Source organism: Gordonia oleivorans (assembly GCF_040044975.1).
In the GTDB taxonomy this organism is placed as follows: Bacteria; Actinomycetota; Actinomycetes; order Mycobacteriales; family Mycobacteriaceae; genus Gordonia; species Gordonia oleivorans.
This window is the reverse complement of the sequence record NZ_JBDZDI010000025.1, coordinates 20,087-45,344: the sequence shown is the minus strand read 5'-3', so window position 1 is coordinate 45,344 and position 25,258 is coordinate 20,087. Positions and strand designations below refer to the sequence as shown.

Below are 25,258 nucleotides of genomic sequence, written 5' to 3'. Positions count from 1 at the left end.
CCTAGAGGACACCGGAGCGTTGCCTGGCAGCCGCACGCGCGGTTCGGTCAGGCCCGCACACCCAGGCGTGCCAGGATGTCGGCGTCGATGGCGCCGAGCTCATCCTCGATCGCGCGGTGGGCGGTGCGGCGCTGTCCGGACGACATGGCCTCCGACGCCTCCACCGCGATCGACAGGTTGTCCAGTCGCCCGCCCATGGTGTCGACGAATGTCTTCGCATCGTGCGAGGTGTCCTGAGCGGACACCTTCTCCAGCGCGGACCGGGTCGACGCGATGCGGGCGGCCAACGGCGCACCGTGACCCGAGTACTGGCGCAGCAATTCGGGCGAGACACCGGCACGATCGGCCTGCAGGGAGGTGATCCGGCCGCGTCCGGCCACCGCCGCGCGGTAGACGATCGGCGCGACGATGGGAGCCACCAGCCGCGCAACGGTGAGGTACCGACGAACACTGGCCGGGCTGAGGGGACGTGCGTCGGCGGCGGCCTTGGCCTTGGCGGCGACCGTCTTGGTCTCCGCCTCGGCGACCTTCACCTGGGCTTTCGCCACCTTGCGCTCGGCCTTGGCGGACTTGCGCGCCACCTTCTCGGCCACCTTGGCGTCGGCCTTGCGTTCCTTGTCGCGGAGCTTGCGTTCGGCCTTGAGCCGGGACTTCTCCGCCTTGCGACGGTCCTTCGACTCGAACTTCGCCTCGAGCTTGGCCTTCTTCTTCAGCGCCTTGGCCTCGGCGCGACGCTGAGATCGGCTCTTTCCGTCGGACGAGAACACACCCATCAGGGACCTTTCGCTGCGGACTGCCGGTGGCCGGTTCACCCGGGTGCCCGCGGAGGGGCCGGACCGGTGGTGACGTGAACCCGATCAAGCATTGCATAGGCTCGGGAGGAGGCGGTGGACAGGAAGCCAAAACACCCACGGCCGCCCGATCACGATGAGGAGAGGTGGTGAGGGGGTGAGGCCGGCCATCCTGCATGCGCGCGACCTCGCCGGCTGTGAGCACCGGCTCGCCTTGGATGTGTCGCATCCGCAACTGGCCGCCGACCGTCCCCGCACCGCCGAGGCCGTCCGACGCACCGAGGCCGCCAACTCCCACCGCGACCGGGTCCGCGATCTCCTGCGCGCCATGCACAGCGATCAACCGCCGGGCACCTTCGTCATCATCGGGCCGGAACGCACATCCGAACGCGTCGCGGCGACCCTGCGGGCCTGCGCCGACGGGGCGTCGTGGATCTGGAATGCCACCCTGCCCACCGACGTCGACGGCGGCCGGCGTGGCCACTCCGAACTCCTGGCGCGCGTCGGCGACGGGTACCTGCCGGTCATCGTCGTCAACCATCGTGTGTCCTATCCGGCGAAGGTGCGCCGAGACCTCACCCCCGACGCCACCCCGTTTCTCACCAGTCCGTTGTGGGGCTGGCTGCCCACCCACGATCCGTACCGCACCGGGCGTAACCATCGCCGCGATCAGATGCGATTGGCGCACCTCACCCAGATGCTGCTGGATCTGGGACTGGCACCGTCGGGTGACGAGTCGAGGTTGCTCGGCGGTTCCATCGGGCTGGATGCCGATTGCATCGTCGTCCACCGGACGGGGACGCTGCTGCGCGAGTACCGGGAGGTGTTCACCCGCCGTCAGGCGGTGGCCTCCGGCGACGTGCTGACCGCCGCCCGCCGGGTCTCGGAGTGCCGGAGTTGCCCGTGGTGGCCGCGCTGCGAACCCGAACTCGTGCAGCGTCGCGATGTCAGCCTGGTGGCGTCGGGAAATCAGGCTGACCTGCTCGTCGAGTCGGGGGTGACCACCATCGACCAGCTGGCGCGCCACCGCGGTCCGGCGCCGCAATCGTGGCCGTCGAACATCGCCTTCGACGATGCGGTGTCCACCGCGATCGCCTGGCTCGCCGACATCCCCCTCATCCGTCGTGTCGAGGAGCCGCAGGTGCGCCGCGCCGACGTCGAGGTCGACGTCGACATGGAGAGTTACGGCGAGGACGGCGCGTACATGTGGGGCACGCTGCTCACCGATCGCGTCGAGAGCGACCGGCCGGTGATCTACCGTGCGTTCGTCACCTGGCAGCCACTGCCGACCAGGGATGAGGCGCGCTCATTCGCCGAGTTCTGGACCTGGCTCATGGCCGAACGTGCCGGCGCCCACGCCCAGGGCAAAACGTTTGCCGCATACTGCTATTCGCAACAGGCCGAGAACCGGTGGCTGCGGTCGACGGTCGACCGGTTCGCCGACGCCGACGGCATTCCGCCCCGGGCCGACGTCGAGGACTTCATCGCCTCGGACGAGTGGGTGGACATCTACGAGGCGGTGGGCGCGAACTTCGTCTGTCCACAAGGCAAGGGACTCAAGCGCATTGCGCCGGTGGCCGGCTTCACCTGGCGTGACGCCGAGGCCGGTGGTGCGGCGTCGATGGACTGGTACAAGCGGGCCGTCGGACTCGACGGTGTCGATGTCGACCTCTCCCAGCGTGATCGGTTGCTGGAGTACAACGAGGACGACGTCCGGGCGACGAAGGTGTTGCGCGAGTGGATGGTTGAGCCGGCTGCCCGGGCATTGCCGTTGCGCGACGACCTGCTGGCGTTTCGGCAAAGCGGATCCGATTCGCGCACAACGGCGTCGGACTCACACGCGCATCGAGCGTAGGGCCTCGAGGAAGGGTCCGCTGCCGATCAGTGCGACGGCACCCAGCAGCAGGAGCAGGCCGGGCGCGACGTCGCCGAGGAAATCGCGCACGCTCACCAGCGCCACCGATGTGCCGGGCGCGGCCTGCGGGACGTGAGGGGTGGGCCCCGACGTGCCTGCAGGTGTGACGGCGGGCTCGCCGGCGGTCGCGGGTGCGGGATCGGCCTGCGGTGCCGGAGGGTTGATGCCGGCCGACGGCGCGGCGGTCACCGAGCCGTTCGGTGCCGCCGGGGCCACCCGGGGCACGGCGACCTGGGGGGCTTGGGGTGCGGCGGCCGGACCGGTGGCGGGTGCGCCGGGATTGGCGGCGCCGGGATTGCCCGAGCCGGGATCGGCGCCGCTCGGACCGGGGGTGGCCGGTCGTCCGGGTGCCGACCCGAGGTTCGCCGACGGCACCGTCGTGGTCGGCAGGGTGGGTACCACGGCACCCGCACCTCCGCCTGTGCCGTGCCCGCTGCCACTTCCGGCGCCGGGCCCGCCCGGGGTGACCGTGAGGCCTCCCGACGAGGTGGTCGTGGTCGGATCGGTAGTGGTCGGGTCGGTCGTGGTGGGCTCGCTGGTGGTGGTCCCGGTCGACGGTGTGGTCGTCGGCCAGTGGTGGCCACTTCCCGGACCCGTGCCGGTGCCGGTCCCGGTGCCGGTCCCGGTGCCACTGCCGTGGCCCGGCGAGTCATGCCAGGGGTGTGCGGCGGCCAGGCCGACGCCGGGTCCGAGCGTGAGGGCGATCGTGGCGGCGCCGAGCAGTCGCGTCAGCCGCAGTCGTCGTCCCGCCACGAAAACCCTCTCCGTCCCTCGTCTGTTCATCATCGTTCGTTCATCGCCGGTTCACCCGACGGCGGCTTTCGTCTCTGCGTGATCACGGTGTGATCACAGCGCGATACACGCCCGGTATCAGAAGTGTGACCAACAACACAGTAACGTCAGCCGCGCTGGCAGTGGCCTCGCTCTGCGTATGTATGCGGCCGTCGGGTAATTATTGATGATAGCGGCCGTTGCGCGCGATCCAGTTTGAGGTATTTAATGTTTGCACATGCAAGCTTTAGTTTCGGAGAGTAGATGATGACCACTCGAGGGGATGACATGTCCACAGATCGTGCGACAGGATCCGAGCGACCGGTCGATACCGACCCGGGACTCTTCGCCCGCCGGCTCGAGGAACTGTTCCGTACCGTTCCCGGACCCAACGGACGCGCCTACAGCGCCAAGGCGATCGCGGCGCGATCCACCGAACGTGGATTCCGCCTCGGCGAGTCCTACCTCAGCCAGCTGCGCTCGGGGAAGGCCAAGTCGCCGTCGTTCCGCACGGTGGAGGGCATCGCCGCGGCGTTCGGCGTCGACGTCCACTACTTCCTGGAGGATCGCGCGGCCCAGCGCACGCGCGACGAGATCGACCTGATGCGCCTGCAGGCCGACACCAACGTGCAGCTCGCCGCGTTCCGTCTGGCCGGGCTGTCCAGCGATTCGGTGACCGTCGTCAACGAACTCATCAAGGTGCTGCGCGAACAGCAGGGCCTGCCGAAGGATCCGCCCGACATCGTCGCCGCCGGACTCACCGAGGACCAGGGTGATGCGCTGCTGCGAGTCGTCGGCGGCAAGGAAACCCAGGACTGACGATCGGCTTCGGTAACCGCCGTCGGCCTTCGCGGAAACCTTCGTCGCAGGCGGGGGACGGTTCGGTGATGCGCAGTCGCCGGGCCATGTGGTCGCTGTGCAGGTCGACGCTGAGTGGCCTCGACCTCGACCTCCCGCTCGACGTGGATCAGCTCTGTGAACGCCACGGACAGCGGCGGGGTCGTCCGATCCGCGTCGTCGCACATCCCCTGCCGGCCGGCGTCCCCAACGGGATCTGGCTCGCGGCCGAGGACGCCGACTACTTCTTCCATCAGGCGAACACCACCCGCTGGCATCGCGATCAGATCGTCATCCACGAGTTCGCCCACCTCATCGCCGGGCATCAGATGCTCAGCGATCTGCCGACCGTGATGGCCGGGCTCAGCGCCGCCGACACCGAGGCGACGTTGCGGCGCACCTGCTACGACGATGTCCGCGAGGCGGAGGCCGAGACCATCGCCTCGATGATCCTCACCTGGGCCGCCGAGGCCAATGACGGCGTCGGGCGCAGCGCATCGGATACCGATGTTCGTGGACTGCAGCGTCTGCTGGGAGGCCACAAGGGATGGCTGTGATGGCCGCGCAGTGGACGGCGGCGGCCGCGACCGTCAACGTGCTCGCCGTGGTGGTGTTCGTCTCGGCGTTGTGCTGGCGGCTCGATCAGATCCGGCGGTCCGGCGGCGGACTGCAGGCGGTGGCGATGACGATCTCGGTGGCGGCCCTCACCCTCGCATTCGCGGTCTCCAACGCGTCGGCGGCGCGCACCCTCGACGACGTCGTGTTCGCCGGGGCCGCCCGGGTCGCGCTGTACGGCCTGCTGGCGATCGGGGTGGCCGGTCTGATCGTCGTGTTCTTCTATCCACGCGATCGGGTGACGCGGGAACGCCGCGCCGGAGTCGAGGCGGTTCCGCTGGTCGCGGCGCTGGTCGGGCTGCAGGTCAGCCTCTACCTGGTGCCGTCGGACATGCGCACCGCGTCGATGAGCGAATGGACCCTGACCAACTGGGGTTACGCGGCGTTCTATCTGATCGCGACCGGGTATCTCGCCTACGGGTTCCTGGCCTGCCTGCGCAGCGTCTGGCAGTACCTGGCGCTGGCGGAAGGTTATCTGCGGCACTCGTTGTCGATGTTGATCGGCGGGCTGGGACTGCTCGCCGCTGCCGCGATCACCGAGATCGTCTACGTCCTCGGAAACGCGAGCGGACTGGTGCACCTGCAGGGGCTGTTGACCGCGAGCCGGGTGATCGCCGTTCTCGGCGTCGTCGGATTCCTTCTCGGCATCAGCTACCCGATGGTGCAGGCCCGGTGGCGTGAACTCGCCTCACGCCGACGGCGCCGCAACGCCTCGCGCCGACTGCTGCCGCTGTGGACGCTGGTCACCGACGCGGTTCCCGAGGTGGTGCTGCCGGGTGCGGACGCCTTGTCGCCCACCGCATTGCTGAACCGCCGCGTCGTCGAGATCCGGGACGCGCTGACCCAGCTCAGTCCGTTTCTCCCACCGGTCTTCGACTATGCCGAGGCCGACGTCGCGGCCCGGATGATCCTTCGGGCCGTCGACGAACGGCTGGCGCAGGGGCCGCGGGCCGGTGCCGTGCGCCACCTGCTGCCGGCCACCTCCGACACCCTCGAGGGTGATGCCGAACCGCTGCTGGCCGTCTCCGAGGCGCTCGCCGCCGAGACGATCACCTCCGAGACGATCACCACCGAGGCGACCACCTCCGAGGCCGTCACACCCGTTGTCGGGGAACAGGATTCACCCGACATCGCGGTGCGGGCCCGCCACCGCAAGGGGTAGCGGGCCCGCACCGGGTCGGCGTGTTCTCGCCTCAGCGCGGTGCCATCCGCAGCGCACCGTCCATCCGGATCGTCTCGCCGTTGAGGTAGTTGTGCGTGACGATGAACTCCGCGAGCTGCGCGTACTCGGTGGGCTCGCCGAGTCGCTGCGGGAACGGGATCGCCTCGGCCAGGGTCTTCTGGAACTCGGGGGTGATGCCCGCGAGCATCGGGGTGCTGATCGTCCCGGGGGCGATCGTGCACACGCGCACACCGACCTGGGCCAGGTCGCGCGCCGCGGAGATGGTCATCGCGTGCACACCGCCCTTGGATGCGGCGTAGGCGATCTGACCGATCTGGCCCTCGAAGGCCGCCACCGACGCGGTGTTGATGATGACGCCGCGGGCACCGTCGTCGTCGACGGGCGCCTCCTTCTGCATCTGGTTGGCGGCCAGTCGCATCACGTTGAACGTGCCGACCAGGTTGATGTCGATGACCTTGCGGAACAACTCGAGGTCGTGAGGACCCTTCCTGCTCAGGATGCGCGAGGCCCAACCGACACCGGCGCAGTTCACCGCGACACGCAGCGGTGCTCCGGACGCGGCGATGGTGTCGATCGCGGCCTGGACCTCGTCCTCGCTGGTCACGTCGGTGGCGATGAGTGTGACACCGCCGACGGGCTCGGCCTTGTCGATCGACGGCTGCAGGTCGAGGCCGAAGACCTCGGCGCCTGCGGCGGCGAAACGGGCGGCGGTGGCGGCGCCGAGGCCGGATGCGGCGCCGGTGACGATGACGGAGGAACCGGAGACGTCCATCGAGAGTCCTTTCGGGGTGAGCGGCCGAGCGTTCGCTCGGTACCCCGTCACCCTAGACAGTCGCCGGCCGGCCGCTCATCCCGACCCTGCCGCACTCAGTGGCCCGGCTCGTCCCCGCCCGGTCCTTCGCCGTGCGCGTGTGCGAGCACCTGCTGGGCCTCGTCGAGTCGGGCCCGCACCCGCCGGCGATGCACCCGGTGGATGTAGACCGAGCCGACGCCGATCAGCACGACAACCGCGGTGACGGTGCCGACGATGACCGGGGTCGAGGCCACCGACAGGCCCTCGTAGAGCAGCCAGGCCGCGAAGACGAAGAACAGTACGGCGGCACCGAGTGCGATGGTGCGTTCGGGGAGGTGCTTGCCGAGGACGGCGCCGACGGCGATGGCCAGGGCGTCGGCGGCGACCATACCGATGGTCGATCCGATCCAGACGCCGAGCCAGTTGTTGTCGGTGGCCAGGGTGATGGTGGCCAGCATCGTCTTGTCGCCGAGTTCGGCGAGGAAGAACGACGACATCACGGCGAAGAACACCGAGGCGCCGACCCGGTCGGCCTTGCTCTGCTCGTCGTCGTCGAGGTCGTCGCCGCGCAGGGTCCACAGACCGAAGATCAACATCGCCAGGCCGCCGATGATCGAGATCAGATCCGACGGGATCGACAGGCCGAGGAAATGCCCGAAGAAGACCGACACCGCGTGCACCGCGGTGGTGGCGACGGTGATCGCGGCCAGCACGATCCACCACTTGTAGCGCAGGGCGTACGTCATGGCCATCAGCTGCGACTTGTCGCCGAGTTCGGCGACGAAGATCACGCCGAAGCTCAATAGGAGGGCAGCGATCATGAAGGCCAGGTTAGACAGCCCTCAGTGGCGAGTGCAACGTCTCGATATTCCGTATTTATGCAGGTAGGGGACTCAAAAACAAGAGTTAGGGTGCCCTGAAGAACCGATCCGGATGCTCACGCCGCGAGCAACATCGCGAGCACCGCGGTGTCGGGGTCGGCGTTGGGATCGATGCCGACCTTGTTGCGCAACGTCACCACGGTTCCGTCGGCCTCGGCCTCGGCCCAGCCGGCCCGGTGTTCGAGTCCTAACTCCGGCAGTCCCGGCAGCAGCACACAGCCCGAGGCGACGTCGGCGCATTCCGGCAGCGACGGGCGAGTCCGCGACGGCGGATGCAACATGAACAGCGCCGGCGGATTGGTGAGGAAACGTCCGGCCTCGAGGAAACTGTCGTCGACGACGTTGCCCACGGCCACCATCATCCCGACGGTCTCGGTGTCGGCGTCGTCGGGATGCTCCTCGACCACCCCGAAGATCGTGGTGGTGGGCAGGAACCCGGGACGGCAGGCGATGCGGACCGAGGCGACGAGCGTCTGGGTCCATTCCAGCGTCGACTCCGGCCAGCGACCGGAGATCAGGATGCCGTTCAGTTCACCCTCCTGGTGAACGGGTGTGAGTCCGATGGGGATCGACTGCATGGTGTCTCCCTTCCGCGCAGGTGACGAGCGAACCGGATGCGAACGACCGGTGGAAAAAGAATCCACCCTGCCCCTGCGCCGGACAACTCGAAACACCGGATGTGACGGTTCTTTTACATCGCGCGGCGCAGGAGTCTCCGGCAGGTACGTCGGTGGGCACAGGCACACTGGACGGGTGCGAAGAAAGACCGATACATCGTCGACGGGGTCGGCCGGTGTGCGTGGACCGTTGCGGCCGGTGGAGATCGCCACGATCGCGATCTTCGGCGGACTGGCCGTCGCCGCGGTCGTGGTGGCCGCGGTCATCCCGCTGGCCAGTGCCGTCCGCGTGCTCGCCCCGGTGCCGCTGGCACTGATCGCGGCGCGAACCCGGCCCCGTGCCATGGTCGCCGCGGCGGTGGCCAGTACCGGTGTGGCGTTCGCGATGGCCGGGTCGGGTGCGGCGTTGTCGGTGTTCGGGTCGGCGGTCCTCGGCGGCATCATCGGCGAGATCAAACGCCGCGGCCGGGGCGTGCCGACGATGCTGGCGGCGGCACTTGTCACCGCGCCCCTGGTCACCGCGGTCACCGTCGGCGTGTTGTTCCTGCTCAAGCCGCTGCGCGAGCTGGTGCTCGCCGCGATGCGCAACAGCATGGAGGGACTCGGCCGCTGGGTTGCCAAGGTCCCGGGCCTGAGCGGTGTGGGCGACTTCCTCAAGGGCTTGGGCACCAACATCGCCGACTACTGGTGGGCGTGGGTGCTCGTGTCGGGGACCGTCGGGACGTTCATCACGATCGTCGTCGCCTGGTGGATTCTGGGTGCCATCATCGCCCGGTTGGCCGATGTGCCGAGCGAGGACACCCTCGACGCCGGTGACGCCGCCGTGAGTGCTCGCGACTCCGACGTCGTCGCACCCCTACCGATGACGCTGCGCGACGTCGAGTTCGCCTATGAGCCGGGCGGCCGGCGCATCCTGTGCGGCGTCGACCTCACCATCGAGCCCGGTGAGTTCGTGGCCGTCGTCGGAGCCAACGGTTCGGGGAAGTCGACGTTGGCCAAGGTGCTCGCCGGGCGTCGGCCGTCGGCGGGAGCGGTGATCCGTCCCGGGCTCGCCGGCCTGGGCCAGGCCGGCGGCACCGCGATGGTGCTGCAACGTCCGGAGACCCAGATGCTGGGCTCGCGGGTGGCCGACGACGTGGTCTGGGGTCTGCCACCGGAGACCGAGGTGGACGTGGATGCGCTGCTGGCCGAGGTGGGCCTGGCCGGGCTCGGTGAGCGGGAGACCTCGGATCTGTCCGGTGGTCAGCAGCAGCGTCTCGCGATCGCCGGTGCGCTGGCCCGCGATCCCGCGCTGTTGATCGCCGACGAGGTGACCTCGATGGTCGATCCGGTCGGTCGGGAAGAGATCATGGCCCTGCTCACCGAACTGCCCCGACGACGCGGCGTGGCCGTCGTGCTGATCACCCACCGGGCGTCGGAGGCGCGTTCGGCCGACCGCGTGATCCACATCGTCGACGGCCGGGTGGCGCCGACGCCGCCGGAGTGGATGGCACCGGAGGCCCAGCGCGTCGAGGCGCTCCCGGAGTCCATCGGCGACACCCACGCCATCCGCAGTCGCCGTCCGCTGTTGCGTCTGGCCGGGCTCGGACACGTCTACCTTGCGGGTTCGCCGTGGGAGGTGCGGGCACTGCACGACGTCTCGCTGCACGTCGATCGCGGCGACGGACTGCTCATCGTCGGCGGAAACGGTTCGGGCAAGACCACTTTGGCGTGGATCATGGCCGGACTCATCGCCCCCACCGAGGGGTCCTGCGAACTGTTCGTCGACGACGGGTGGCAGAAGGTCACCGACTCGGTCGGTGAGGTCGGGCTGGCCTTCCAGCATGCGCGGCTGCAGATCCAGAAGCAGAACGTCGGCGACGAGATCATGGCCGCGGGCGGTGAGAAGGTCGGCACCACCGAGGTGGCCCGCGTCCTCGAGGCCGTCGGATTGCCGAGGTCGATGGCCGCGGCGCGGACCGACTCGCTGTCCGGCGGTCAGATGCGGCGTGTGGTGCTCGCCGGGTTGCTGGCGCGCACCCCGGAGATCCTGGTGCTCGACGAACCGCTCGCCGGGCTCGACCCGGGTGCGCGGACCGAGGTGATCGGGGTGCTCGCGTCCCTGCGGCAGGCGGGGATGACGATCGTGATCATCTCGCACGACTTCTCGTCGTTGGAGCAGGTCTGCGACCGGCGGGTGCATCTGGTCGGCGGCGAACTCACGGCCGGGGGAGAAGAGATGCCCGGGGGACCGGATGGTGCGGCCTGGCCGGTGCGTGGCGAGGGGATGAACGCAGAGGGGATCAACGCAGAGGGGATCAACGCAGAGGGGACGATCGAATGACGATGCGGACGGTGCCGCTGCGGCAGGTGCCCGGCGATTCGGTGATCCACCGCCTCTGGGCGGGGACCAAACTGCTCGTGGTGTTCGCGCTGAGCGCGATGACGTGGGTGCTGCCGTCGTGGCCGGCGTTGGGCATGGTGGCGGCGGTCCTGGTGATCACCGCGCTGCTCGCCGGAATCCCGTTGGGCGCCATCCCCCGACCGCCCTGGTGGTTCTGGGGACTGATCCTGGTCGGCGCCGCGGTCAACGCCGCGGTCGGGCTGAGTGCGGTGGTGATCTTCCTGCGGGCGACGGCCCTCGGGCTGGTGTTGCTGGGGACGTCGATCCTGGTGATCTGGACGACGCCGTTGGCCGAGGTCGCGCCCGCGGTGGCCACCCTGATGCGACCGCTGCGATGGCTGCGGCTGCCCGTCGACGAGTGGGCGGTGTCGATCGCGCTGTGCCTGCGTGGTCTGCCGATGCTCATCGAGGAGCTGCGACTGCTGCGTGCCGCGCACCGGCTGCGGCCGACCGCCCCCGCCAACTCCGGGCATCCCGCCGCGGAGATGGGCATCATCGACATGGTGGTCGCCGCGATGAGTTCGGCGCTACGACGCAGCGAGGAGATGGCCGAAGCGATCACCGCTCGCGGCGGCACCGGCCGGTTGACGGCCTACCCGTCGCGGCCCCATCGTCGGGACTGGGTGGTGCTCGCGGTGATCGTGGTGGCGTGTGCCGCGGCGATCACGGCGACGGTGGTGTGGTGAGGCCGGTGTTCTGAGGGTCGGCCGCTAGGAGAGCGCGAGGGTGATGACGGTCAGCACCGCCGCGACCGCGCCGATGATCTGCATGAACTTCACGGACATCTTCCTGCCCGCGACGTTCTTGTTGACGGCTTCTTTGACCCACATCAGCGCGAAGTAGAAGACCAGGAACCAGGCGATCCCGGCAGCCAGGAGCAGCCCCGTCGGTGCGCCGCTCGATTCTCCCGACGCCATGAACATGGTGGTGACCCCCAGTTGTCGTGAAGTGACCCGTAGCCTCTCATGTCCGACGTGGCCGGCGTGACCGGGCCGGTCGGGTGAATGACGCCTGGAAACGGCACAGGGTGCCGCACGCGTGAGCGTGCGACACCCTGTGGCGGTGTGAGTTTAGTTGGGGCACTCGACGCTGAAACTCCACTTGGTGTCGACGTCGTCGGTGTTGACCCGGACCTCGATCTGGGTGGAACGTCCGGCGGGCAAGGTGATCCGGACCGAGTCGCTGGGGCCTCCGCTCAGGGTGTGGCCCTGTCGGTTGGCTTCTGCACTGTTAGTGCCTCGCCAGCCGGTGGTGTAGACCTGCTTGCCGTCGTAGAGGATGTCGAACTTGTCGGGGATGTTGATGGTGTTGTATTCAAACGTAAACGTACTGGGTCCGCGCTTGTTGAGCTCGATGGGGAAGTACGACGGATTCGCGCTGTACTCGCCACCCTGTGCGCCGCCGGGGCATTGCTGCAGCGGTGCGCGTCGTTCGTTGAGCTGGGTGCCTTGATCCGAGTCGGCGGTCGGCGGCTGGCTGTACGCCGGGTCCTGGGTTCCATCGGCATGGGCGACGGCGGGTGCGGCGACGGCGAGGGCGGCGGCGGACAGGCCGACGGCGGCCAGCGTTCGCGAGGTGCGGTTGAGCACGGAATCTCCTTCGGGGACATCAGGTGTCGGGGGACAGCAGTGCGACGCTAACCGCACGTGTCGCGACCCCGATATCGGCCGTTCGGGGGATTCACTCGCCGATCGTGTCAACTGTTCGGACGAAAACCGATGTGTGTCACCAGGATTGGTGACACCAGACGGAGGGTCGGTGTCCTCGGTTCTGACGACAACGGCGGCCGACCCCCTTTTCGGGGTCGGCCGCCGTTGAGGTCTGTCCAGCGATCAGGCGGGGACGATGAGTCCCTTGCCCTGGCTGGTCGCGCGGGCGAAACGCTCTGCGGCGTCGGCCCAGTTGACCACGTTCCACCAGGCCTTGACGTAGTCCGGCTTCACGTTCTGGTAATCGAGGTAGAAGGCGTGCTCCCACATGTCGAGCATGACGACCGGGATGATCGCGGCGGGGATGTTGCCGCTCTGGTCGGTCAGCTGCAGGGTGACGAGGTTGCCGCCGATCGTGTCGTAGCCCAGGATCGCCCAGCCCGAACCCTGCAGGGTGGTGGCCGCGGCGGTGAAGTGGGCCTGGAACTTGTCGAAGCCACCGAACTGATCGTCGATGGCCGCGGCGAGCTCGCCTTCGGGCTTGTCGCCACCGTCCGGCGACAGGTTGTTCCAGAAGATCGAGTGGTTGGTGTGTCCACCGAGGTGGAACGACAGGGTCGCCGACAGTCCGTAGACCTTGCCCGCGATGGTGCCGTCCTCGCGTGCCTCGGCCAGCTTGGCCAGGGTGTCGTTGGCGCCCTTCACGTAGGTGGCGTGGTGCTTGTCGTGGTGGAGCTCCATGATCCTGCCGGAGATGTGCGGCTCCAGTGCCGCGTAGTCATAAGGGAGATCCGGCAAGGTGTATTCGGCCACGGTATTCCTCTCTGTGCATATACCCTTTGGGCACATACCGTCTGGGGGTATTGCTTCTCAACTATCGACACGCGCGGAATCGTCTGGGTGGACGACGCATCGCGGACCCTTCCACCCTTACGCAGTGGTTGACCGAATGCAACAAAATCGACCCAACAAACTTCAACCCTGGTTGAGGTCTGTGGGTCGTGTCAGGCGCTCGATGAACGCCGAATTACGTTGCCCGGGAGTCGATGTGGGCTCACATGAGGGCCAGGATGCCCAGCAGGATGAGGAGTCCGAGGATGCTGGCGCCGATCCCCATGCACGAGGACCGGACGTCGTAGGTGGCGCGGGGCGCGCTCGGGCCGCGGGTGATCGATCGCAGGTTGCGGGTCGCATCTGTGGCCATCGCGGTCCTCCACTGAGGGTGTGAGAGACCCGGGTGGAGCAGGTCTCGGGCTGGACGGGAATAAAGCACCGTGGTGATCGGTGTCACATCCCGTGTGGGTCATCTTAAGCACAGTGGGTCGGCCGACTCAAATGAAGCCGGGATTTCCTTGCGTAGGATCGACCCATGTCATGGCTTGACGAGCTCTTCGCGTCCCGGTCCGGAAAGCAGCAGCTCATCGATGCCGACGCGGCATTGCCGGGCCGGAACACCCCGGTGCCGCTCGCGCCGGAGAACATCGTCCTGCATCACCCGATGCGGGGTGCGGGTTTCGAGAACGGCACCGGCATCGGCACCTTCGACGACGGATTGCACGCGGTCGTGCTGGCCGGCGGCTGTTTCTGGGGTGTCGAGGAGATCTTCTGGCAGGTGCCGGGTGTGTGGACGACGGCGGTGGGATACGCCGGCGGATACACCCCGAATCCGACCTACGAGGAGACCTGCACCGCCTGTACCGGGCACACCGAATCCGCTCTGGTGGTCTTCGACGAATCGCGACTCGACCTGCGCACTATCCTGCGGACCTTCTGGGAAACCCACGACCCGACGCAGGAGATGCGTCAGGGCAACGACATCGGAACCCAGTACCGCTCGGCGATCTTCACCACCTCGCCCGCCGACGCCGACCTCGCCCGAGAATCGGCGACCACCTTCCAGACCGCGCTGGATGCGGCGGGACTGGGCCCGATCACCACCGAGATCGCCCCGCTCGATCAGGCCGGCGACGGACACTTCTACTACGCCGAGGACTACCACCAGCAGTACCTGGCGAAGAACCCGCACGGGTATCGCTGCCACGCGGCCACCGGAATCACCTTCCCGGGCTGACACGCGTGCCCGCACCCATCTCGGTCGGTCAGTGGAATCGCACCCTGCTGCACCGTCAGCATCTCCTCGCGCGCGCCGACGAGGACGCCATCGAGGTGCTCGACCGCATCGTCGGAATGCAGTCGCAGGACCCGCGATCGGCCTTCTTCGGGCTGTTCTCCCGCATCGACGGCTTCGAACCCGGCGAACTCGACGATCTGCTCACCGATCGTGAAGTGGTGCGGATGGCCCTGCTGCGCAGCACCATCTTCCTCGTCGACGGGGCCGACGCCCGCTGGATCCGGCCCGTCGCGCAGGAGGCCCTCGATGCGGAGATCCGCACGATCCATCGGGGTCGTCTGTCCGAGGCCGATCCGTCGGAGGTGATCACCGCCGCGGTCGACATCCTGGCCGGGCGCGCGGTCGGCGGTGCCGAACTCGGTGCGACGCTGTCGCAGCGGTTCCCCGAAGAGCAACCCGCCACCCTGGTCGCCGTCGCCCGGTGCGGCCTTCCGCTGGTGCAGATCCCGCCGCGCGGGCTGTGGCGGGGCCGGGGTGCGGTGACCTACCGGTTGTTCGACGAGTGGATCGGTCCCGGCGAACCCGCCCTCGTCGGCGACGAGGCGCGCCGGGAACTGATCCGGCTCTATCTGCGCGGATTCGGTCCGGCGTCGGTGCCGGCCATCCAGACGTGGTCGGGGCTGCGTGGACTCCGGCCCCTCGTCGAGGAGATGGAACGCGACTGGGAGCTGCAGTGCCACACCGGCCCGGACGGTCAGACGCTCTACGACCTCGAGGGTCTCGATCTGATCCCCGCGGACACCCCGGCACCGGTCCGACTCATCGCGCCGTTCGATCACATCCTGGTCGCGCAGGCCGACCGCGCGCGGATCGCCGATGAGGAACTGTTCGCCCGCACCGTCACCCCGAACGGCCGCTCACCCGGTTTCGTGCTCTGCGACGGCCGGCTCGCCGGTACCTGGTCACTCGCCGACGACGGACCGCACGTCGACCTCTTCGTCGAACCCTCTCGTCGCGTGGCCGGCGAACTCGATGACGAGGTGGACCGACTGCGTGCCTGGCTCGCTGCGGGGGACTGAGCCCGCCGGTCACCGCCTCAGTTGCCGGTGCGGGGATTGCGGTCGGTGATGCAGTAGCGGCGTCCGGCCGGATCCATCATCACCGCCCACGAATCGAAACGCTCGACCATCGTTGCGCCCCAATCCTCGTGGCGGGCGATCTCGTCGTCGACCGAGGTGGTCGCCAGGTCCAGATGTGCGGTCGCACGCAACCCGGCCGCCGTCGGCGCCGACCCGTCGAAGGGTAAGCGCTGCAACAGGATTCCCAGGGCCAGGCGTGGATCTCGCTGGAGGCGGACGAATTCGGGGCGACGCGCGGGCAGGGTGGGCCGTCCGGTCAGCTCCGACCAGAAGGACACCTCACGGTCGAACAGGAAGTCCGGGACGTCGATGCACACCTGGTCGATGATGCTGATGGTGTCCTCGGGCCAGCGGATCGGACGGGATCGGCGCGCGGTCGCGGCCGCGGGGACCAGGCAGAACCGCAGACCCGCCGGTGATTCCATGACCAGGAACGACGCATTGTCGGCCGCCAGGACGGCGCCGAGTGCGACGGCCTCGTCGGCCGCGGCCCGCACATCGTCGGTGTGGATGTCGACGTGCACGCCACCGACGCCGGACTCGATCCGCTGGACCCGCAGGTGCGCATCGCCGTTGAAGGGTTCCAGCGTCGCGAACTCCCGATGCTCGCCACGTGGCGGCGACACCGTCGAACCGGCGATGGCCCGCCAGAACGTGACCTCACTGCCGAACTGCCGCGCGGGAAAGTCGAGGAACGCGGTGAGCCACCGGATCTGCACGTGAGCAGTGTAGGTCGTGGGTGCGCGGACCAGTGGTCGCCAGGGGAATGGGAGACACGCCTAGACTCGGCGAGATGACTGCTGCAGCGATCAAGCGGATCGCCAAGAAGCTCGGCCGCGCACGCGCGGAGAAGGTCGCGGTGGTGCGACTCGACGGCGTGATCGGTCACGTCGGGCCCGGGCGCGCCGGGCTGACGACGACGTCGGTGGAATCGGTGCTCAAGCGGGCGTTCGAGACCGAGCATCTGCGTGCGGTGGTCATCGTCGTCAACTCGCCGGGCGGGTCGCCCACACAGTCGGAGTACATCGCCGAACGCATCCGTCAGCTCGCCTCCGAGAAGGGTGTCCGGGTCCTCGCGTTCTGTGAGGACGTCGTGGCCTCCGGCGGTTACTGGATCGCCTGCGCCGCCGACGAGATCTACGCGGCACACACGTCGCTGGTCGGGTCGATCGGCGTGGTGTCCTCGGGATTCGGCTTCACCGATGTGATCGCGCGACTCGGCGTCGAACGGCGTCTGTACTCCGCGGGGGAGAACAAGGTGCGGCTCGATTCGTTCTCGCCGGTCAACGCCGACGATGTGGCGTGGCTCGAGGGACTGCAGGGTCAACTCCACGAGACGTTCATCCGGTGGGTACGTCAACGTCGCGGCAAGCGCCTCGAGGGCGACGACGCCGCCCTGTTTTCCGGTGACGTGTGGATCGGCGAGAAGGCCGCCGCACTCGGCCTCGTCGACGGTGTCGGCGTGATGCGGTCGGTGGTGGCCGAACACTATCCGGACGCCGAGATCGTCACCGTCGACGCACCGAAACCGCTGCTGACACGCCTCCTGGGCGATCAGGTGCATGCGTCGGTCCTCGCCGAGGATCTCATCGGTGGTGCGGTGCGGGCGCTCGACCGGGCCGGCGGTGTGCGTTTTCGTTGATTGATTGATCCAGTTGCGACGTGTTGTCCCCACGTTATCCACAGGGCCTGTGGATTTCGACGATTTGTCAAGCCGGTCGGTGGTCGTGTACTGACGTGAACACTGTGCGGAATGTTCGCACCGATCGAGTGATGCCGATCACAATTGTTAGGCATGCGGAGTGCGATTCTCCACAGATTCCACAGTCTCATCCACAACTTGACCCTTGGTCCGTGATGCAGGTCACAGCGCGGTATCGCCGCATGTGGATAGCGTTATGCAGTCCTACATAGTCGGTCGACGGGTGGTTCGGGCGGGTCAAACCGGCTGTCCCCCGATCGACGGTCACACGACGCATCCAAGGGGGTCGGGCCGCGGCGTTGGGCAGGCGGGCCTCGGCGCGCAGCCGCCTATGCGAACATGGATCGGTGAGCATGGGAGAGATACCGCAGGTTCCCGTGACGGAACTCCCGGACGATTTCACCGCCGACGCCGACCGCGTCCTCCTCGACGTCCGTGAGGACGACGAGTGGACCGCCGGGCACGTCCACGGTGCCGTCCACATCCCGCTCGGCGACGTACCGGGCCGGCTCGACGAGATCGATCCCGACGCCGATCTCTACGTCATCTGTCATTCGAGTGGACGATCCTTCCGGGTGCTGCAGTACCTGCAGCAGGTGGGGTACGAGGGGACATGCGTTCGGGGCGGCATGCTCGCCTGGGTGGAGAACGGCAAGCCGGTGCAGACCTCCGGTCCGACTGGAACGGGACCTGCCTGACCATGCTGGACCTGTGCCCCCGTTGCCGCATTCAGGCGCCGCATCGCCCGGGTCGTGACCGCTGCCCCCGGTGCGGTGGCCCGCTGACCGTCGTCGCCGACGATGTCGAGGCGAGTGCCGTCGTCGCCCGGTATCAACAGTCCGGACCGCCACCGCCGCCACCACCGCCCGTCCGGTCGGCGCCGCACATGTACGGCACCCGGGCAGTGCGGTGGATCGCGCGACGGCCCGCCGACACCCTGCCGCCGCCACACGCGCCGCGCCGGCCGGTGTCGCATCAGATCCCGCGCTACGCCTACATCCCGCAATGGGGTCTGCTCGATGCGCCGCGCTCACCCGACGACGGGCCGTCGGCGGCGACGCGCCTGACGAAAGCGCTGACCAGCGCGCTGCAATTGGTCGGTCTGGCCCTGGTGGTCTCGGCGGTGATCCACCTGTTCCGCTATGTGCTGCTGGCGATCAACCGGACGACCACCCTTCCGGAATGGCTGATCACCTTCAGCACGATCCTGGTGTTCGTCGCCGGCGCCGCGGCCCTCGGATGCTATGTCTACGCCACCGTCGTCTTCGTTCGGTGGCTGCTCGCCAAGCGCGCAGAGGCGTATGCGTCGGCGGGGTATCTCGATCCGCGGCCGCGATGGATGAGCATCCCGCTCGCCGCGATCCCGTTGGTCAACGTGGTCGGCGCACCGATGCTCATCTACGAGGCGGCCGCGATGGACGGACGCCGCGATGCCCGCGATTCGTCGCGCCTGCGCACGATGTGGGTGGCGTGGGCCCTGGTCAACGGTGTGGCCGTGCTGGCCGCGATCACCTGGTGGGTGGCCGCCGAATCCGGGTCCATCCAGACCGGGGCCAACGCCGTGCTGATGGTGGCCCTCAGCGCGGCGGTGTCGGCGGGGTTCGCCCTGTGGGTGGGCCGACGCCTGATCGCGATCTTCGATCACACCGACGTCGACGTGGCCCCGCAGCGGCGATGGGTGGTGGCCGCATGATCGGCGACCAGGTCTCCCGGTCGGGCAAGCCCGCAGTCGTCGCCCATCGCGGTGCGTCGGCCGATCACGCCGAACACACCCTCGCGGCCTACGAACTGGCCCTCGCGCAGGGCGCCGACGGTCTGGAGTGCGACGTCCGCCTCACCGCCGACCACGAGTTGGTCTGCATCCACGACCGCACCGTGGACCGCACGTCGGACGGGTCGGGTGTGGTCAGTGAGATGACCCTGCCGCAGCTGCGTGAACTCGATTTCGGCAGCTGGCACAACGCCGGCAAGCCGGCGCAGGTGCTCACGCTGACCGAGTTGCTCACCCTCACCCTCGACTGGCGTCGGCCGGTCCGGCTGTTCATCGAGACCAAACATCCGGTGCGGTTCGGCAGTCTCGTCGAGCAGCAACTGCTGTCCACGCTGCACGATTTCGGGGTCGCGACGCCACCGTCGGCCGACCACAGTCGGGCCGTGGTGATCTCGTTCTCGTCGTCGGGGGTGTGGCGAATCCGTCGGCACGCGCCGATGCTGCCGACGATCCTGCTCGGTGAGACGGCACGGGTGCTGGGCGGCAGCGCCGCCACGGCGGTCGGGGCGACGGGTATCGGACCCTCGGTGGAGACCTTGCGGTTGCATCCGGATCTGGTGGACAAAGCCGCCGCGGCCGGTCGGGTGACCTACTGCTGGACGGTCGACGAGTTGGCCGACGTGCAGCTGTGTGCCGACCTCGGGGTGCGGTGGATCGCGACGAATCATCCGCAGAAGGTGCGTGACTGGTTGGTGACCGTCGACTGACGGCCGGGCCCCATGTTCGGCCGGGCCGCATGAGAAGGTGGACCGATGGGCAAGAAGAGCAAGCGGGGAAGCGGGCCGCGCCCGGGGAGCAACCGAGCCGAGCGGGTCGCGGCGCGTAAGGCACGGCAGGCGGCCGCGCTGGTCGCCCCGCCCCGGCCGTTCGCCGGGCTCGCCGCCGAATGTGATCTGGTGGCACTGCACACGTTCGTGTCGTCGGCGACCGCGGTCCTCGACCTCGTCGAGCCGGGGCCGCCGCCGGTGGAGTTGACGTCGGTGATGCCGGATGAGACCGCGGTGTTGCCCCCGGTGCCGGCGGGAACCCGCAACGAGGTGATCCTGGCGACCATCCTGCCCGGAGCCGTCGCGGCGATCACCCGGGAATCACGGGGCCGGACCGAGGGTCTGGTGGCGCTGCAGTCCGATCCCGAACCCGACGAACTCGATGCCGCGCTCGCCGGCGCCATCGACTGGGCCGCGCACAGCGACCCCGGCGGCGAATTACGGGGTGCGTCAACGGAATCCGACCTGCGTCTCACCGACGTCCTGAACCCCGACGCCGATCTGTCGATCACCGTGCACGGCGATTTCTCGTGGTGGTTCCCACCGGGTACCGAAGTGCCGCAAGAGATCTCGGTGATGCTCGAGCGAGCGAACGACACCATCATGCCGACGGCGCGGTTGGCCGTGACGAGCGGCAAGGGTGCGCCGTGGTGGGTCGACGCCGGGGAACGCGCACACCTGCGGTGGGTGCGTCCCGAACCCGAGGACGAGGTGATGACGGCGCTGGCACGTCTGCATGCCGCGGGTCGGCTGACGCTGGGTGAGGGATCCCGGTTCGCCGGGTCGTTCCGCACGCTGGGGTTGCTGGTGCCCGTCTTCGATCTGGACAACGAACGTCACCACGAGGAGTGGTACGACGGACTCGATCAGTTCGACACCTGGCTGTCGGAGGCGCTGACCGAGACCGGTGACCTCACCACCGCCGAACGCAGTTCCCGCGACGGGCTGCGCGGGCGGCAGGTCACGATACGTTGATGCGCCCGTCGGCCCGGGAACGGCGGGTACGCGACGCGGCCGCACCGAATCCGACGAGCAGGCTGGCCATGAGTGCCGCGGCGAGCACCGCCGACGGCCACCACCGGCCCACCCCGTCGACCAATGCCGCGGCAGTGTGCGTCTTCGACGTGCTCGCACCCAGGTAGAACGCGACGGCGAGGAAGGTCAGCAGGCTGCCGTAGACCGCGGCGAGCACCGCGAACCACCGCGGCACCGTCGTCGATCGGGTCGTACGCCTGGTGTGACCCGAGCGGGCAGGGCGGCCGGAGGAGGCGGGGCTGTTACCGCTTCGTGATGCCATGGGACCACCCTGCCGCATAGGGCTGAAGAATGGCTGAACATCACCGGAGATTCACCCAGATCGTGGGATCAACCCCGGGTTGTTCGACCGGACCCTCTCAGAGGTTGCCGCCCGCGGCCACCGGTGCCGTGGCGTCCCCGGTGCTGCCGCCGGCGAACTCGCGTTCGACGAAGTTCTCCAGATCGAACAGGTTGCCGTTGGCGCGCTCGGCGATGGTCTGCAGGGTCGTCATCGTGGCGACCTCCTCGACCTGCTCCTTGAGGAACCACTGCATGAACTGCTCGCCGAGGTAGTCGCCGCTGTCGCGGGCCGACTTGGCGAGGTCGACGATCTGCTGGGTGACCCGTCGTTCCTGGTCGAGCGCCAACTCGATCGGCGCCTTGTAATCGTCGAATTCGGTTCGCGGGGCCTCGATTCCGGGGATGGCCACCTGGATGTCACGGTCGAGGAAGTACTGCACGATCATCATCGCGTGATTGCGTTCCTCGACGGACTGCTGATAGAAGTGCTTGGCCAACTGCGGCATGTCGTGGTTGTCGTAGTAGACGGCGACGGCGATGTACTGCTGTGACGCGGCGAATTCGTGGCCGACCTGGTCGTGGAGCAACTGGTGGAACTTGGTCGATTCGGTAGTGGTCATGTGTCCGATTCTACCGGCCGATCCGCCCGGTTTCGGCTCAGTTGACCCTTACTGAGGCCAGTCTGACCTTGGTTGATGCGCTCGGCCGCACCAGGATTCGCCCGGCAGCACCGGCCGCACCGGCGCGGCCTCACTGCTGCGGGATCTGCCTGCCCATGCGGATCGCGTCGAAGAACTCCGTGGTGGAGTCGTCGACCGCGAGGGAACTGCCGTCGTCGGTGTCGACGGCACCACCGTTGGGGGTGGTCACCGTCTGTGGCGAACTGCGCAACCACCACGCGAGCATGGCGAGATTCCAGATATGGGTGCCATTGTCGACGGTGAGGGTGTCGACGACGCCGCTGACGAAGGGGAACAGGCGAAACGGGTTGGCGATGACCGACGGGCTGGTCGCCTTGGACATCAAGGCGGCCAGGAACTTTCGTTGATTCTGAACTCGCTCGAGGTCGGCGTTGGGGAAGTTCCGGGTGCGGACGAACCCGAGGGCCTGTGTGCCGTTAAGGGTTTGGCGTCCGGCTTTCAGGTTCAGGCCGGCCTTGGGGTCGCGCAGGGCGGTGTCGATACAGATGTCGACGCCGCCGACGGCGTCGACGAGTTGGTCGAATCCGCCGAAACCGATCTCCGCGTAGTGATCGATCCGTACCCCGGAGAGTTGTTCGACGGTCTGCACCAGCAACTGCGGACCGCCGAAGCTGAAGGCCGCGTTGATCTTGTGCTGCCCCTGCCCGGGAACGGGGACGTAGAGATCACGCGGGATGCTGATGATCGACGCGGCCCCGGACGGCGGCTTGTAGACCATCATGATGGTGTCGGTCCGTGAGCCGTCGCTGTCGCCGGTGGCCAGTGCGCGCCGTTGCTCCTCGGTGAGATCGGCGCGGGAGTCGGTGCCGACGATCAGCCACGTGGTGCCGGGGGTGTCGGCGGGACGGCCCGCATACGGTGCGAGGGCGTCGACCCGGTGCAGCTTCGAGTCGTAGTAGAACATCAACGCGATCGGCGTGACCAGCGCGACCAGCAACACCACGAGGAAGATCGTGCCGACGCGGCGGCGGGTGAATCGCCGGACCGGCCGGCCTGGGGACCGGCGAAACAGCGATGCGCGGCGGCGGGGCGGTTCGGACCCCGTCGGACGGGGTGCGGCCGGTGGACGCGGCGGTTGGTCTGCGCCGCGCTGTTCTGGGCCGCGGGGCCGCTGCTCGGGTGGCCGGCGGTCCGGGGGAACGGGCCGGCGTTCACGGTCGGGAACCGGTTCGGGTTTCTGCGTCGGTGCGTACGCCGATTGCGAATAGGCCCGGGGCGGTGGCGCCGCTTCGCGCGGGTCGGCGACCCGCACGGTCGGCGGCTCGGCGAACGCCGGTGCCGCGTCCCGGGATCGCGCGCGTTGCGGTATCGGGAACTGACCCGACTGATCGGCCGGCAGGCGTGGCGGACGGTGGCCATGCGGACCCGGTGCGGGGAACCGGTCGCGGCCGGGTTGCTGCGGTGGGGCCTGACGTGCCGGGTTCTGCGGTGGCGGGCCCTGCCTCGCGGGCGAGACGCCGGGCGGGGGTTGGGGTGCCGGATTCCGTCGGCGCGGGGGCGGCGGTGCGGAACCGCGGCGCCCCACGGGAGGCGGATCTGGCTGGTTCATCCCACCGAATGTACCGACGGGCCCGCCACTTCCGTGTCATTCACCCGGTGTGGCCTCCTCAGCCCACCCAGCCCAGATGGTCGTGCGCCAGTGCATATCCGACAAACGCGACCACATCGATCACCGCGTGTGCGATGACCAACGGCCAGACGCGGGAGGTGAGCTGGTAGTACCGCCCGAAGATCACCCCCATCGCGATGTTGCCGATGCCCGCTCCGATGCCCTGGTAGAGGTGATATCCGCCGCGCAGCACCGCGCTCGCGGCCATCGAGGTGTTCTCGCCCACCCCGAGCTGGCGCAGCCGGGTGATGAAGTAGGCGACGACGACGATCTCCTCGGCGGCCGCATTGCCGATCGCGAGCAGGATGTAGAGGGGCCATCGCCACCAGGCGCCGTCGGTTTCGCTGGGCACCAGGTGGGCGTTCATGCCGAGGGCTCGTGCCGCGGCGACCAACGCCAGTCCGGGCAGCCCGATCACCGCGGCCAGGACCAGCCCCGGGGGAATGTCGGGGGTGCGGATGCGGCCGAGACCCACCCGGCGCGCGACGATCCCACCGCGCCAGAGCAGGTAGGCGCCCAGCGCGGCGATGGCGTAGAGACGTGCGGCGCTCATCAGCTGGCGGAGGAAGTCGATCGCCCCGACCGACGAACGGCTCGGATTCAGCGCGACGGTCGCATTGCCGACACCCACCGAGACCTGCAGTTCGATCAGCGACAAGATGGCCGACAGCGCGGAGAAACCGAAGGTCAACACGCCGACGATGGCGAGTTCGATGGTCAACGCCCGCCGCTGCACGCGATCGGTGACGACCGGGACGACGGTCTGTGGCCGCGGGCGGACCCAGGTCCGCGGGGTGGCGCGCATGTCGGTCAGGGTAGTGGGACGAATGTGTGCCGGTGGATCACCCCAGAGGGGTTCGCGGTGATCCACCGGCACCACATCCGGAGTTCGCCTCATCGATCTCGGTGGCCAGCCCAACCATCGAGACCGGGGTGGAACTCCGTCGGGTGGTCAGTCGGGCAGGCTGTTCATGAACGGACAGCCCGCCAGGGAACGCAACGCCCGCGACAACTCGCTCACGTCGTTCACCGGGCGCGGAAAGGGAAGTCGGACGTCGGCGTCACCGTCGGAGCCCTCGACGCGGAAGCGGATGCCGAAGCGGTCCAGTCCGAGCGGGCGGACCCGGCCGTTGCGCAGGTCGCGGGGGAGTTTGCGGGCGAGTTGCCCGACGACGTCGGCGTGGTCGGAATCCAGGTGCGCGATCCAGTCGCCCTCGTACTCCCAGAACGGGTCCGGGTCGGCGAGGGCGAGCTCGGACGCCTGCACGCAGGCCGCGCCGGAACTGCTCGCGACCACGGCGTTGTCGACCTGCAGGCGGATCATCGACCGGCCGTGGCCGATGTCGAGGAGTCCGCCGTCGGGATGATCGGCGGCGATCTCGAGGGCCAGGTCGCGTTCCAGGTCACGCGGGACGGCGTGGGCGGTTCCGTTGAGCCAGACCAGTGATCGCACGCGTTCCCGCAGGTCGATCGGGGCGCAGTCGGTGATCTCGACCATCGCCGGGACCCCCTCGGGCGAGCCCGACGCGAGCTCGATGACCTCGGAATCGGTCGGCACCAGCAGAAACGCCTGGGATTCGAAGAGGTGGACCAGGCCCACCGTCGTCGGGCCACCGGGGTGTGCCGCATCGGATGCGGGGGTGCGACCGGCGACCTCGACGGCCAGCATCGCCGAGTCGGCGCGTCGGCAGGCCGTCGCGATCACCTCGGCATCCGACGGTCGGTCGGTGATGGCTCGTGTCATGG

The 25,258-nt window shown here is 68.6% G+C and carries 28 protein-coding genes; 13 read left to right on the top strand and 15 right to left on the bottom strand.

The features are described from left to right. Positions 1–47: 47 nt before the first annotated feature. A complete protein-coding gene (locus ABLE92_RS23245; RefSeq protein ID WP_348807170.1) occupies positions 48–773 on the bottom strand; it encodes a DUF6474 family protein in 726 nt (241 codons plus the stop codon). Between the two features lie 154 nt (positions 774–927). Between ABLE92_RS23245 and ABLE92_RS23240 the strand changes: the two genes are divergently transcribed. Then, positions 928–2,646 carry a TM0106 family RecB-like putative nuclease gene (locus ABLE92_RS23240; RefSeq protein ID WP_348807169.1) on the top strand — a complete coding sequence of 573 codons (1,719 nt, stop codon included), beginning with the start codon at positions 928–930 and terminating at the stop codon, positions 2,644–2,646. Here ABLE92_RS23240 and ABLE92_RS23235 read toward each other — a convergent pair. Continuing rightward, on the bottom strand, positions 2,626–3,459 hold the full coding sequence (locus tag ABLE92_RS23235; RefSeq protein ID WP_348807168.1) for a hypothetical protein: 834 nt from the start codon (positions 3,457–3,459) through the stop codon (positions 2,626–2,628). The two genes, ABLE92_RS23240 and ABLE92_RS23235, sit on opposite strands and share 21 nt — an antisense overlap. Positions 3,460–3,744: 285 nt before the next feature. Here ABLE92_RS23235 and ABLE92_RS23230 point away from each other — a divergent pair, with 285 nt between their 5' ends. The 3 genes from ABLE92_RS23230 to ABLE92_RS23220 all read left to right on the top strand — a co-directional run bounded on the left by ABLE92_RS23230 (position 3,745) and on the right by ABLE92_RS23220 (position 6,091). Next, positions 3,745–4,296, top strand: a complete 552-nt coding sequence (locus tag ABLE92_RS23230; protein ID WP_425476225.1) for an XRE family transcriptional regulator — start codon at positions 3,745–3,747, stop codon at positions 4,294–4,296. A 68-nt stretch (positions 4,297–4,364) separates the two neighbouring features. Then, positions 4,365–4,871 (top strand): hypothetical protein, encoded by a 507-nt coding sequence (locus ABLE92_RS23225; RefSeq protein WP_348807166.1) that lies wholly within the window; start codon positions 4,365–4,367, stop codon positions 4,869–4,871. Beyond that, entirely contained in the window at positions 4,862–6,091 is a 1,230-nt protein-coding gene (locus tag ABLE92_RS23220) for an MAB_1171c family putative transporter (protein WP_348807165.1), read from the top strand. Before ABLE92_RS23225 ends, ABLE92_RS23220 begins: the two co-directional genes overlap by 10 nt. A 31-nt stretch (positions 6,092–6,122) precedes the next feature. Here ABLE92_RS23220 and ABLE92_RS23215 read toward each other — a convergent pair whose 3' ends face one another. The 3 genes from ABLE92_RS23215 to ABLE92_RS23205 all read right to left on the bottom strand — a co-directional run bounded on the left by ABLE92_RS23215 (position 6,123) and on the right by ABLE92_RS23205 (position 8,364). Further along, entirely contained in the window at positions 6,123–6,884 is a 762-nt protein-coding gene (locus ABLE92_RS23215) for an SDR family NAD(P)-dependent oxidoreductase (RefSeq protein ID WP_348807164.1), read from the bottom strand. A 95-nt stretch (positions 6,885–6,979) separates the two neighbouring features. After that, complete coding sequence (locus tag ABLE92_RS23210; protein WP_348807163.1) at positions 6,980–7,726, bottom strand: TMEM165/GDT1 family protein; 747 nt, start codon at positions 7,724–7,726, stop codon at positions 6,980–6,982. Between the two features lie 116 nt (positions 7,727–7,842). Next, on the bottom strand, positions 7,843–8,364 hold the full coding sequence (locus ABLE92_RS23205; protein WP_348807162.1) for a peptidase: 522 nt from the start codon (positions 8,362–8,364) through the stop codon (positions 7,843–7,845). A 175-nt stretch (positions 8,365–8,539) separates the two neighbouring features. Here ABLE92_RS23205 and ABLE92_RS23200 point away from each other — a divergent pair, with 175 nt between their 5' ends. Continuing rightward, on the top strand, positions 8,540–10,726 hold the full coding sequence (locus ABLE92_RS23200) for an ABC transporter ATP-binding protein (protein ID WP_348807161.1): 2,187 nt from the start codon (positions 8,540–8,542) through the stop codon (positions 10,724–10,726). Further along, positions 10,723–11,472, top strand: coding sequence for an energy-coupling factor transporter transmembrane component T family protein (locus ABLE92_RS23195; protein WP_348807160.1), 750 nt, complete (start codon positions 10,723–10,725; stop codon positions 11,470–11,472). The genes ABLE92_RS23200 and ABLE92_RS23195 overlap by 4 nt, the downstream gene beginning before the upstream one ends. A 24-nt stretch (positions 11,473–11,496) precedes the next feature. Here the strand turns inward: ABLE92_RS23195 and ABLE92_RS23190 are convergent, their stop codons facing one another. The 4 genes from ABLE92_RS23190 to ABLE92_RS23175 form a co-directional block, all read right to left on the bottom strand. Continuing rightward, positions 11,497–11,703: a hypothetical protein gene (locus ABLE92_RS23190; RefSeq protein WP_348807159.1), complete on the bottom strand. Its 207-nt coding sequence runs from the start codon at positions 11,701–11,703 to the stop codon at positions 11,497–11,499. Between the two features lie 153 nt (positions 11,704–11,856). Then, a complete protein-coding gene (locus ABLE92_RS23185) occupies positions 11,857–12,375 on the bottom strand; it encodes a hypothetical protein (RefSeq protein WP_348807158.1) in 519 nt (172 codons plus the stop codon). Between the two features lie 243 nt (positions 12,376–12,618). After that, positions 12,619–13,248 carry a superoxide dismutase gene (locus tag ABLE92_RS23180; protein ID WP_348807157.1) on the bottom strand — a complete coding sequence of 210 codons (630 nt, stop codon included), beginning with the start codon at positions 13,246–13,248 and terminating at the stop codon, positions 12,619–12,621. A gap of 241 nt (positions 13,249–13,489) precedes the next feature. Then, positions 13,490–13,639 carry a hypothetical protein gene (locus ABLE92_RS23175; protein WP_348807156.1) on the bottom strand — a complete coding sequence of 50 codons (150 nt, stop codon included), beginning with the start codon at positions 13,637–13,639 and terminating at the stop codon, positions 13,490–13,492. A gap of 165 nt (positions 13,640–13,804) precedes the next feature. Between ABLE92_RS23175 and msrA the strand changes: the two genes are divergently transcribed. Then, on the top strand, positions 13,805–14,506 hold the full coding sequence (msrA, locus tag ABLE92_RS23170; protein ID WP_348807155.1) for a peptide-methionine (S)-S-oxide reductase MsrA: 702 nt from the start codon (positions 13,805–13,807) through the stop codon (positions 14,504–14,506). A gap of 5 nt (positions 14,507–14,511) precedes the next feature. Continuing rightward, complete coding sequence (locus tag ABLE92_RS23165) at positions 14,512–15,585, top strand: winged helix DNA-binding domain-containing protein (protein WP_348807154.1); 1,074 nt, start codon at positions 14,512–14,514, stop codon at positions 15,583–15,585. Between the two features lie 17 nt (positions 15,586–15,602). Here ABLE92_RS23165 and ABLE92_RS23160 read toward each other — a convergent pair whose 3' ends face one another. Further along, the gene (locus tag ABLE92_RS23160; protein ID WP_348807153.1) at positions 15,603–16,364 is read right to left on the bottom strand and encodes a VOC family protein; all 762 of its coding nucleotides are present in this window, start codon (positions 16,362–16,364) and stop codon (positions 15,603–15,605) included. A 74-nt stretch (positions 16,365–16,438) separates the two neighbouring features. On the opposite strand from ABLE92_RS23160, the gene ABLE92_RS23155 reads away from it, so the two are divergent. The 5 genes from ABLE92_RS23155 (at position 16,439) to ABLE92_RS23135 (ending at position 20,860) form a co-directional block, all read left to right on the top strand. Then, positions 16,439–17,287, top strand: coding sequence for a S49 family peptidase (locus ABLE92_RS23155; protein ID WP_348807152.1), 849 nt, complete (start codon positions 16,439–16,441; stop codon positions 17,285–17,287). A gap of 413 nt (positions 17,288–17,700) precedes the next feature. Further along, a complete protein-coding gene (locus ABLE92_RS23150; RefSeq protein ID WP_348807151.1) occupies positions 17,701–18,045 on the top strand; it encodes a rhodanese-like domain-containing protein in 345 nt (114 codons plus the stop codon). A 2-nt stretch (positions 18,046–18,047) separates the two neighbouring features. Continuing rightward, a complete protein-coding gene (locus ABLE92_RS23145; RefSeq protein WP_348807150.1) occupies positions 18,048–19,040 on the top strand; it encodes a DUF4328 domain-containing protein in 993 nt (330 codons plus the stop codon). Continuing rightward, positions 19,037–19,825: a glycerophosphodiester phosphodiesterase gene (locus tag ABLE92_RS23140; RefSeq protein WP_348807149.1), complete on the top strand. Its 789-nt coding sequence runs from the start codon at positions 19,037–19,039 to the stop codon at positions 19,823–19,825. Before ABLE92_RS23145 ends, ABLE92_RS23140 begins: the two co-directional genes overlap by 4 nt. Positions 19,826–19,870: 45 nt before the next feature. Further along, positions 19,871–20,860, top strand: a complete 990-nt coding sequence (locus tag ABLE92_RS23135) for a DUF5926 family protein (protein ID WP_348807148.1) — start codon at positions 19,871–19,873, stop codon at positions 20,858–20,860. Here the strand turns inward: ABLE92_RS23135 and ABLE92_RS23130 are convergent. The 5 genes from ABLE92_RS23130 to ABLE92_RS23110 form a co-directional block, all read right to left on the bottom strand. Then, on the bottom strand, positions 20,847–21,182 hold the full coding sequence (locus tag ABLE92_RS23130; protein WP_348807147.1) for a hypothetical protein: 336 nt from the start codon (positions 21,180–21,182) through the stop codon (positions 20,847–20,849). The two genes, ABLE92_RS23135 and ABLE92_RS23130, sit on opposite strands and share 14 nt — an antisense overlap. Positions 21,183–21,279: 97 nt before the next feature. Next, positions 21,280–21,822, bottom strand: coding sequence for a ferritin (locus ABLE92_RS23125; protein WP_348807146.1), 543 nt, complete (start codon positions 21,820–21,822; stop codon positions 21,280–21,282). Positions 21,823–21,952: 130 nt separating this feature from the next. Beyond that, entirely contained in the window at positions 21,953–23,452 is a 1,500-nt protein-coding gene (locus ABLE92_RS23120) for an LCP family protein (protein ID WP_348807145.1), read from the bottom strand. Positions 23,453–23,510: 58 nt separating this feature from the next. Then, a complete protein-coding gene (locus ABLE92_RS23115; protein WP_348807144.1) occupies positions 23,511–24,317 on the bottom strand; it encodes a CPBP family intramembrane glutamic endopeptidase in 807 nt (268 codons plus the stop codon). Between the two features lie 147 nt (positions 24,318–24,464). Then, a complete protein-coding gene (locus ABLE92_RS23110; RefSeq protein WP_348807143.1) occupies positions 24,465–25,256 on the bottom strand; it encodes a DUF2470 domain-containing protein in 792 nt (263 codons plus the stop codon). Positions 25,257–25,258: the final 2 nt, after the last annotated feature.

What these genes read in the sequence shown, in the direction of transcription:
- ABLE92_RS23140 (WP_348807149.1), top strand. Translation starts at nt 19,037, where the DNA reads ATGATCGGCGACCAGGTCTCCCGGTCGGGCAAGCCCGCAGTCGTCGCC.
- ABLE92_RS23245 (WP_348807170.1), bottom strand. Translation starts at nt 773, where the DNA reads ATGGGTGTGTTCTCGTCCGACGGAAAGAGCCGATCTCAGCGTCGCGCC.
- msrA (WP_348807155.1), top strand. Translation starts at nt 13,805, where the DNA reads ATGTCATGGCTTGACGAGCTCTTCGCGTCCCGGTCCGGAAAGCAGCAG.
- ABLE92_RS23240 (WP_348807169.1), top strand. Translation starts at nt 928, where the DNA reads ATGAGGAGAGGTGGTGAGGGGGTGAGGCCGGCCATCCTGCATGCGCGC.
- ABLE92_RS23190 (WP_348807159.1), bottom strand. Translation starts at nt 11,703, where the DNA reads ATGGCGTCGGGAGAATCGAGCGGCGCACCGACGGGGCTGCTCCTGGCT.
- ABLE92_RS23220 (WP_348807165.1), top strand. Translation starts at nt 4,862, where the DNA reads ATGGCTGTGATGGCCGCGCAGTGGACGGCGGCGGCCGCGACCGTCAAC.
- ABLE92_RS23135 (WP_348807148.1), top strand. Translation starts at nt 19,871, where the DNA reads ATGGGCAAGAAGAGCAAGCGGGGAAGCGGGCCGCGCCCGGGGAGCAAC.
- ABLE92_RS23175 (WP_348807156.1), bottom strand. Translation starts at nt 13,639, where the DNA reads ATGGCCACAGATGCGACCCGCAACCTGCGATCGATCACCCGCGGCCCG.
- ABLE92_RS23120 (WP_348807145.1), bottom strand. Translation starts at nt 23,452, where the DNA reads ATGAACCAGCCAGATCCGCCTCCCGTGGGGCGCCGCGGTTCCGCACCG.
- ABLE92_RS23125 (WP_348807146.1), bottom strand. Translation starts at nt 21,822, where the DNA reads ATGACCACTACCGAATCGACCAAGTTCCACCAGTTGCTCCACGACCAG.
- ABLE92_RS23115 (WP_348807144.1), bottom strand. Translation starts at nt 24,317, where the DNA reads ATGCGCGCCACCCCGCGGACCTGGGTCCGCCCGCGGCCACAGACCGTC.
- ABLE92_RS23150 (WP_348807151.1), top strand. Translation starts at nt 17,701, where the DNA reads ATGGGAGAGATACCGCAGGTTCCCGTGACGGAACTCCCGGACGATTTC.
- ABLE92_RS23210 (WP_348807163.1), bottom strand. Translation starts at nt 7,726, where the DNA reads ATGATCGCTGCCCTCCTATTGAGCTTCGGCGTGATCTTCGTCGCCGAA.
- ABLE92_RS23195 (WP_348807160.1), top strand. Translation starts at nt 10,723, where the DNA reads ATGACGATGCGGACGGTGCCGCTGCGGCAGGTGCCCGGCGATTCGGTG.
- ABLE92_RS23205 (WP_348807162.1), bottom strand. Translation starts at nt 8,364, where the DNA reads ATGCAGTCGATCCCCATCGGACTCACACCCGTTCACCAGGAGGGTGAA.
- ABLE92_RS23230 (WP_425476225.1), top strand. Translation starts at nt 3,745, where the DNA reads ATGACCACTCGAGGGGATGACATGTCCACAGATCGTGCGACAGGATCC.
- ABLE92_RS23110 (WP_348807143.1), bottom strand. Translation starts at nt 25,256, where the DNA reads ATGACACGAGCCATCACCGACCGACCGTCGGATGCCGAGGTGATCGCG.
- ABLE92_RS23215 (WP_348807164.1), bottom strand. Translation starts at nt 6,884, where the DNA reads ATGGACGTCTCCGGTTCCTCCGTCATCGTCACCGGCGCCGCATCCGGC.
- ABLE92_RS23155 (WP_348807152.1), top strand. Translation starts at nt 16,439, where the DNA reads ATGACTGCTGCAGCGATCAAGCGGATCGCCAAGAAGCTCGGCCGCGCA.
- ABLE92_RS23145 (WP_348807150.1), top strand. Translation starts at nt 18,048, where the DNA reads ATGCTGGACCTGTGCCCCCGTTGCCGCATTCAGGCGCCGCATCGCCCG.
- ABLE92_RS23225 (WP_348807166.1), top strand. Translation starts at nt 4,365, where the DNA reads ATGCGCAGTCGCCGGGCCATGTGGTCGCTGTGCAGGTCGACGCTGAGT.
- ABLE92_RS23130 (WP_348807147.1), bottom strand. Translation starts at nt 21,182, where the DNA reads ATGGCATCACGAAGCGGTAACAGCCCCGCCTCCTCCGGCCGCCCTGCC.